This window comes from Winogradskyella ouciana (genome assembly GCF_009709615.1).
Classification (GTDB): Bacteria; Bacteroidota; Bacteroidia; order Flavobacteriales; family Flavobacteriaceae; genus Winogradskyella; species Winogradskyella ouciana.
The window spans coordinates 822,621-829,803 of record NZ_WJYA01000004.1 but is presented as its reverse complement, the minus strand read 5'-3'; the positions used below and the strand labels follow the sequence as shown (position 1 = coordinate 829,803).

Below are 7,183 nucleotides of genomic sequence, written 5' to 3'. Positions count from 1 at the left end.
TGTGGAATCGTCGTATCTGTTGGATCGTCCGTTCCGGTTGGATCTGCTGGATCATCACTATCGTCCGTTACTGGATTGCCGCTTGGGTCATCACTATCGGCTATCGCCTGATTCGTTACGATACCTGCATCGATATCAGCCTGGGTGATCGCATAGGTCGCTGTGTAAACTATCGTTCCACTACCTACTACCATATCTTCCAGGTCGGCTTCTCCGTCTTCGTCCGTTCCTCCACTGACATAGGTCGGTGTTGGTAAGGTACCCGTTCCTGTAAAGTCCGCTGCGTCTTCTGTGACACTAACATCAAATAAGGTCGTGTTACCTGTGTTGGTGACTGTATAGGTGTAAGTAATGATATCTCCTACACTGGCTACTCCATCAACTCCTAGGTCTAAACTACTGGTCTTCTCTATAGCGATAACCGGACAAACATTACTATTTAATGTTATAGCGTTATTTGAAACGGCTAAACATGCTGGTGTTGATTGGTATCTTACTGCAGGCGTATATATATTTGGAGGTAAATTATTAAAAACATTTGATGTTTGCCAAGGCCCTGCAGCACCATTAATACTATACTCAATTGTTCCTCCTCCATTATCTGTTGCGTCAATTGTTATTGATCCTTCATTATCTGGGCATGTTGGTTGTACAGCACTAGTTGTAGGTTCTATTGTAGGTGGAGGAATTAAAAATGCTGGATCATACATCACAAATACCTTACCGTCTCCTCCATCACCTGAAGATGAGTTTCTAAATCTAATTCTAAATCCGTATATATCAGTTCCTGATGTTACAAAAGCGGTTAATGGGTATATACTCATTTCAATATTTTGACCAGGGAAGTTGGCCGCATCTACTTGAATGCCAGTATCCATATAAGTACCCGTAGAAGTAACAACTAATGTACCTATAGGGTTTCCTGTTGCATCTAATGCCTGAATTCTGTATGAATTATTACCATTACGTTCTGAGGCTACCATATACCTATTAGCTGCAGCTGCAATTGGAGCATCGTACATAAAGTCAACAAAATCAACTGGGTCAATATTGTTATCTGTAGATAAGTAATTCGTTAAATCTCTATCTCTATAGGCATCTAATAGTTCTGGATCAAATATCGCTGGTCCATCAGTAATATTGGCACCTAAAGTACCCATGTCATATATATATTGATTTGCAGCAGCTGGATTTGCAAACGAATAATTTACTGTAGAAGGCACATAAAAACCTGAGAAAGGGTTTGGCTCACCAGTTACGGTGACCGAATTCAATACTGCGCCAGCAGCACCTCCTGTCCCTGTTATATCAAAAGTTACATCACCTGACGCCAATGGCGCTGTTGGATTGCCTGTCGGAATCGCATCATTACAAGCATCATCGCTACATTCTGTTGGTGCCGTGAAAACAGCAGTATCTGTAAATGTACATGTTGGAGCATCTGAAAATGCTGCTGTTAAAGAAACATCATTGCCATTAGCCGAAAAAACAATATCATTAAATGTATGAGGTGATGTTAATCCTACTGCTGAAACTGATGCTGAACCATCACCTGTTAAATCTAAAGTACCAGTACCTGGAGACCCATCAAAAGTTACTGTAATATCAGCTGTAAACGTGTCATCAGAAATGTCACTTGGTGTTCCATTATTGTTACAAGCGGTTATATCTGATGCTGTTATTGCAGTTATATTAAATCCTGAGTCCTCCAGTGTAATAGGATTAATAGACTCAGCCAAACAAGTTGGCGTAGATTGATATCTTACTGCTGGAGTATATGTTCCTGGAGTTAGATTGTTAAATACATTTGATATTTGCCACGGTCCTGCAGCACCATTAACACTATATTCTATTGTTCCGCCTCCATTATCTGTGGCATCAATAGTTATCGATCCCAAATTTGTTGGGCATGTTGGTTGAACCGCACTTGTTGTTGCCTCAATTGTTGGTGGAGGCGTTAAAAACGCAGGGTCATATAAAACGAATACTTTTCCATCTCCTGCATCACCTGATGATGAATTTCTAAATCTAATTCTAAAACCATAAATATCACTTCCTGATGGTACAAATGCTGTTAGAGGATAAATACTTGCTTCAGCATTTTCACCTGGGAAATTGGTAGGGTCTACCTGTACACCTGTATCAATATAAGTTGCTACTGATGTTGTTCTTTCTGTTCCGATTGGGTTGCCGGCAGCATCTAGAGCCTGAATTCTATATGAAATGTTTCCACCTCTTTCAGTAGCAACCATATATCTATTGGCTGCAGCTGTAATTGGTGCATCATACCTAATCAACATAAAATCTGCAGGAGTAATTCCTGGAGCCACTCCATTGTCTGCAGAAAAATAATTCGTTAATTCTTTATTAGAATATGATTCTAATAATTCTGCATTAAATATATCTGGATTATCATTGATATTAGAGCCTAGAACTCCCATATCATACATGTATTGATTTGTCTGTGCTGGGAAAGTAAATTGGTATTCTACAGTAGATGGCTCATAAATACCTGTAAAAGGATTTGGTTCACCAGAAACACTTATAGAATTTAAAAATGCTCCGGCCGTACCACCAATACCTGTGATATTGAATGTAACATCTCCAGATGCTAGTGGTGCTGTTGGACTACCTGTAGGGATTGCATCCGGGCAAGCATCATCACTACACTCAAATGGTGCAGTAGTCACATTAGAATTATTTAATGTACAGGAAACATCATCTGAGAATGTTGCTGTTAAATCTATAGCTTCACCATCTGCTGGTAACACTACATCCACAAAAGTATGTGGTGAAGTCAATCCAACTACAGACACTGATGCAGTTCCATCACCTGAAAGATCTAAAGTTCCTGTCGCTGGTGCACCGGAAAAAGTAATTGTTATATCAGCAGTAAATGTATCGTCGGTTATATCACTAGGAGTGCCATTGTCGTTACACGTATCAATATTAGATGAACTTATATCAGTAATATTACATGGTGGTAATGGATTAACCGTAACAGTCAATGTTGCTTGATTTGATGTAGCGGGTTGAGGTAGGCCATCCAATACATAATCATCTTGTACAGTATAATCTAAGTTTGCTACTCCAGAGAATCCTGTTGTCGGAGTAAACGTTACATTACCATTTACATCAACCGACCAATCTCCTTCAGCTGTAGTTATTGAGCTTTGAATACCTAATGTGGAAACATCTAGATCAACCGATGAGTCATCTATATTTCCGTCAAAATCTACATCGGTACTAGTAACATTAAATGTAGTGGCTGTATTGAAAGGTGTAGTATCAGAATTATTATCAGCTACAGGAGCCGTGTTTATGGCATTAAGACTTATTGAAATCTGAATCGTCTCGTAGTTAATTCTCGGTTGCCCGGCACCATTTTGACCTGGCAATAATTGTAATGTTTCTGTTGTTGCTGTTGCCGTAAATCTAAACTTGTTAATCCCCCAAACATCTTGGCTTATACTGCTTAATACCTGAATTGGGTTAGACCCTAGCCTATATCTAAATAGATCTATGTAAGTTCCTGCATAATAATCACCATTATTTCCATCATTCAAGGTTAATGCAGATAAAGTGTATAAAACTACTTCATAATCTCTTCCAACCGTTAAACCAGTCATCGTGGTTGAAACAATCTCCTCGGTAAATGAAGGCCCTAAATCTCTTAGTGAAATCCAATCTCCATGATTATTTGGAGGTAATGGCAAGACATTACCAGGCACATTCCACGTAGCACCACCTCCTGTCAACGGAGGTGCTGCAGCTTGGGTAGAACTGGAAACATCAGGTGTTCCTGTAGCATCAACCCAACCAGGAGGTGCACAATTTGAGCATGGCGAGCCACCATCTGTTGCTGCAATTGATTGCCCTCGACCAACATTAAATGATAATAATCCTATTAGTAGAAATAAAAAACCAGTGTTTTTTAGGTTTGAGAATCGAGTAGAGATTTTCATAGTGTTATATAGTTGATGTATAATTCAATTTTATTTATAAACAACAAGTCATACTTGTCGATAAAGTGCAAATATATTCGATAAAGTGTAAAAAACAAATTTTATGTAAGATCATTCGTTATAAAAATGAACATCTTATTATATAATTTCATTAATAAGGCACTTCTCTATCATTTTACCCTATGCAATATTTAAGCATAAGTCAAAAAATATCAGTAGACTTAATGGTCTTTTAAACAATGTTTTATAAAAATTATGAGAAGAGATTTGCTATTAATCAACTTCCGTTAGTAAGAAAAATTCTCTTAAAATTTTCTTAAGGTAAAATTAAGAAAAAGATTTAAATCTTTTTTTTATTCTTACGTAATTATATCCATATTGGTTTTTAATAAAAAAAAATTAATATAATAATCATAGTATATTTGCAGCCGCCTTCAATTAGACAATATGAGTTTTATTAAAGAAATAAATAGACGACGTACCTTTGGAATTATATCCCATCCTGATGCTGGTAAAACAACCCTTACCGAAAAATTACTACTATTTGGTGGCGCCATACAAGAAGCAGGTGCTGTAAAAAGCAATAAGATAAAAAAGGGTGCCACGAGCGATTTTATGGAAATTGAGCGTCAGCGTGGTATTTCTGTTGCTACTTCTGTATTAGCATTTGAGTATGACGGTATAAAGATTAACATCCTTGATACTCCAGGACACAAAGATTTTGCCGAAGATACATTTAGAACCTTAACTGCAGTAGACAGCGTTATCGTAGTCATTGATGTTGCCAAGGGTGTAGAGGAACAAACCGAAAAACTGGTTGAAGTTTGTCGTATGCGAAACATACCGATGATAGTCTTCATTAACAAGCTAGATCGTGAAGGTAAAGATGCTTTTGATCTTTTGGATGAGGTTGAACAAAAACTAGGTTTAAGGGTAACACCGCTTAGTTTTCCTATTGGTATGGGTTACGATTTTAAGGGTATATATAATATATGGGAAAATAACATCAATTTATTTAGCGGAAATAGCAGAAAAGATATTGAAGAAACCATTGAGGTTAATGATATAACTTCTTCAGACCTTAATACACTAATTGGAGATAAAGCTGCAAACACATTAAGAGATGAGATAGAACTTGTTAAAGGTATTTATCCAAAATTCAATAAAGAACAATATTTGAACGGTGACTTACAACCCGTTTTTTTTGGGTCTGCCTTAAACAACTTTGGGGTTAGAGAGTTATTGGATTGCTTTGTGGAAATTGCACCAAAACCAAGACCTAAACAAAGTGAAGAACGGTTAATTAAGCCCGAGGAAGACAAATTTACAGGGTTTGTGTTTAAGATTCATGCGAATATGGACCCTAACCATAGAAATCGGTTAGCATTTGTTAAAATTGTTTCAGGAGAATTTAAACGAAATACTCCATACTTACATGTTAGACACAACAAGAAACTTAAATTTTCGAGTCCAAATGCTTTCTTTGCCGAGAAAAAAGAAATTGTAGATATCTCTTATCCTGGAGATATTGTGGGTTTACAAGACACAGGTAATTTTAAAATTGGAGATACACTCACCGAAGGGGAAATCATTAATTACAAAGGTGTCCCTAGTTTTTCACCTGAGCACTTTAGATATATCAATAATGCTGACCCAATGAAAGCAAAGCAGCTTTACAAAGGTATAGATCAATTAATGGACGAAGGTGTAGCCCAATTATTTACCTTAGATTATAATGGAAGAAAGGTTATAGGTACTGTTGGTGCGCTTCAATATGAAGTCATTCAATATAGACTTGAGCATGAGTATGGTGCCAAATGTACTTATGAAAACCTAAACGTACATAAAGCCTGTTGGGTACAAACGGATAATGAAAAAAGTGAGGAATTTAAGGAATTCCTAAGAGTAAAGCAACGTTACTTAGCAAGAGACAAGCAAAATCAGTTAGTATTTTTAGCGGATTCAATGTTTTCATTGCAAATGACCCAACAAAAATATCCGAGTATTACCTTTCATATGACCTCAGAGTTTGAATAAAACATCTATGCATTTCATCGAATGGATGTTAAAAAAACAGTATTTAGTCGAGGTTATTTGTTTTTTATCGATATTTTGATTACTCTTGAAATGCAATATTTACTTTAATTTAAGATTAACCCCAAACTAATCTACTTATTATGGATATAAATGCAAACGTTTTCAGTAACGAAGACATTACCGTTACTTACCAACCCAATTGTTGTGCAAATGCAGGCATTTGCCTTTTACAACTCTCTGAAGTATTTAGAAACTCTGTTATTCCGTGGATTGATTTAGATGGTGCTAATACAGATGCCATCATTTGTCAGATTGATAAATGTCCATCGGGTGCTTTAAAGTATCATTTAAACAAAAAGAAGGTTGCTTAAAAAAAATTGAAGCAACTAAAAAGCCCTTTGAATTTAATTCAAAGGGCTTTTTAGTTGATAGAGTCCTCAATTTTATATTAAAATTTATTTTAAGCATTTTAAGGCTATAAATTCATACAAAACTTACAATCATAAATAGTGATTTTAAAAACACTTTAAAACGCACTTAAAGTAAATCAATTCTAATTGACAAAAACTATTAAATATAAATTTATTATCTATTTTAAAAATAGTTAGTTTTTAATTTTATAATCTTACGCTTGACCAGTAGGTCCGAAATTCAAGGGAATCGGTGGTTGCTCTCTGAAAAAATGTCGAGCAACAACCAATTCCTTTATGCTTTATGCCTGACCAGTAGGTCCGAAATTCAAGGGAATCGGTGGTTGCTCGTAATCTTTGATTTCACCATGGGCCTTCTCAAAACGTTTTACATTATCTCCTAGTGCTTTTAATAAGCGCTTTGCATGTTGTGGTGTTAATATAATTCGAGATTTAACCTTACTCTTCGGAGTACCTGGCATTATACTTACAAAATCAACTACAAATTCTGAAACCGAATGGTTGATTATAGCTAAGTTAGAGTACGTACCCTCAGCTACCTTCTCATCTAACTCTATGTTTATCTGTCCTTTTTTAGGATTCTTTTTTTCTTCTGCCATTGAAAATTTATTTTTCATTCCCATGAAAATGGGAATCTTATTATTTTATTTATTTAATACCTATCAGGTTTTTGAAACCTAACAGGGAAGTTAAACTAAAAAGCCTTCAATCTTTAAAGAATGAAGGCTTTTATATTTTAGTTCTGAATTA

The 7,183-nt window shown here is 36.0% G+C and carries 4 protein-coding genes; 2 read left to right on the top strand and 2 right to left on the bottom strand.

Annotated features, from left to right (window positions below; all coding sequences use genetic code 11):
• Nucleotides 1-3,965 (bottom strand): Ig-like domain-containing protein (locus F1003_RS07670; RefSeq protein WP_155088608.1); only part of this gene is annotated, 3,965 nt, incomplete at its 3' end.
• Nucleotides 3,966-4,412: 447 nt separating this feature from the next.
• On the opposite strand from F1003_RS07670, the gene F1003_RS07665 reads away from it, so the two are divergent.
• Both F1003_RS07665 and F1003_RS07660 read left to right on the top strand, forming a co-directional pair.
• Nucleotides 4,413-6,002, top strand: a complete 1,590-nt coding sequence (locus tag F1003_RS07665; RefSeq protein ID WP_155088607.1) for a peptide chain release factor 3 — start codon at nt 4,413-4,415, stop codon at nt 6,000-6,002.
• A 140-nt stretch (nt 6,003-6,142) separates the two neighbouring features.
• Nucleotides 6,143-6,373: a (4Fe-4S)-binding protein gene (locus F1003_RS07660; RefSeq protein ID WP_155088606.1), complete on the top strand. Its 231-nt coding sequence runs from the start codon at nt 6,143-6,145 to the stop codon at nt 6,371-6,373.
• 341 nt (nt 6,374-6,714) lie between these two features.
• Here the strand turns inward: F1003_RS07660 and F1003_RS07655 are convergent, their stop codons facing one another.
• Nucleotides 6,715-7,032: a DUF3467 domain-containing protein gene (locus F1003_RS07655; protein ID WP_155088605.1), complete on the bottom strand. Its 318-nt coding sequence runs from the start codon at nt 7,030-7,032 to the stop codon at nt 6,715-6,717.
• Between the last annotated feature and the right edge of the window lie 151 nt (nt 7,033-7,183).

Excerpts from the sequence above, each read along its gene's own strand:
- F1003_RS07665 (WP_155088607.1), top strand. The coding sequence starts at position 4,413 with ATGAGTTTTATTAAAGAAATAAATAGACGACGTACCTTTGGAATTATA.
- F1003_RS07660 (WP_155088606.1), top strand. The coding sequence starts at position 6,143 with ATGGATATAAATGCAAACGTTTTCAGTAACGAAGACATTACCGTTACT.
- F1003_RS07655 (WP_155088605.1), bottom strand. The coding sequence starts at position 7,032 with ATGGCAGAAGAAAAAAAGAATCCTAAAAAAGGACAGATAAACATAGAG.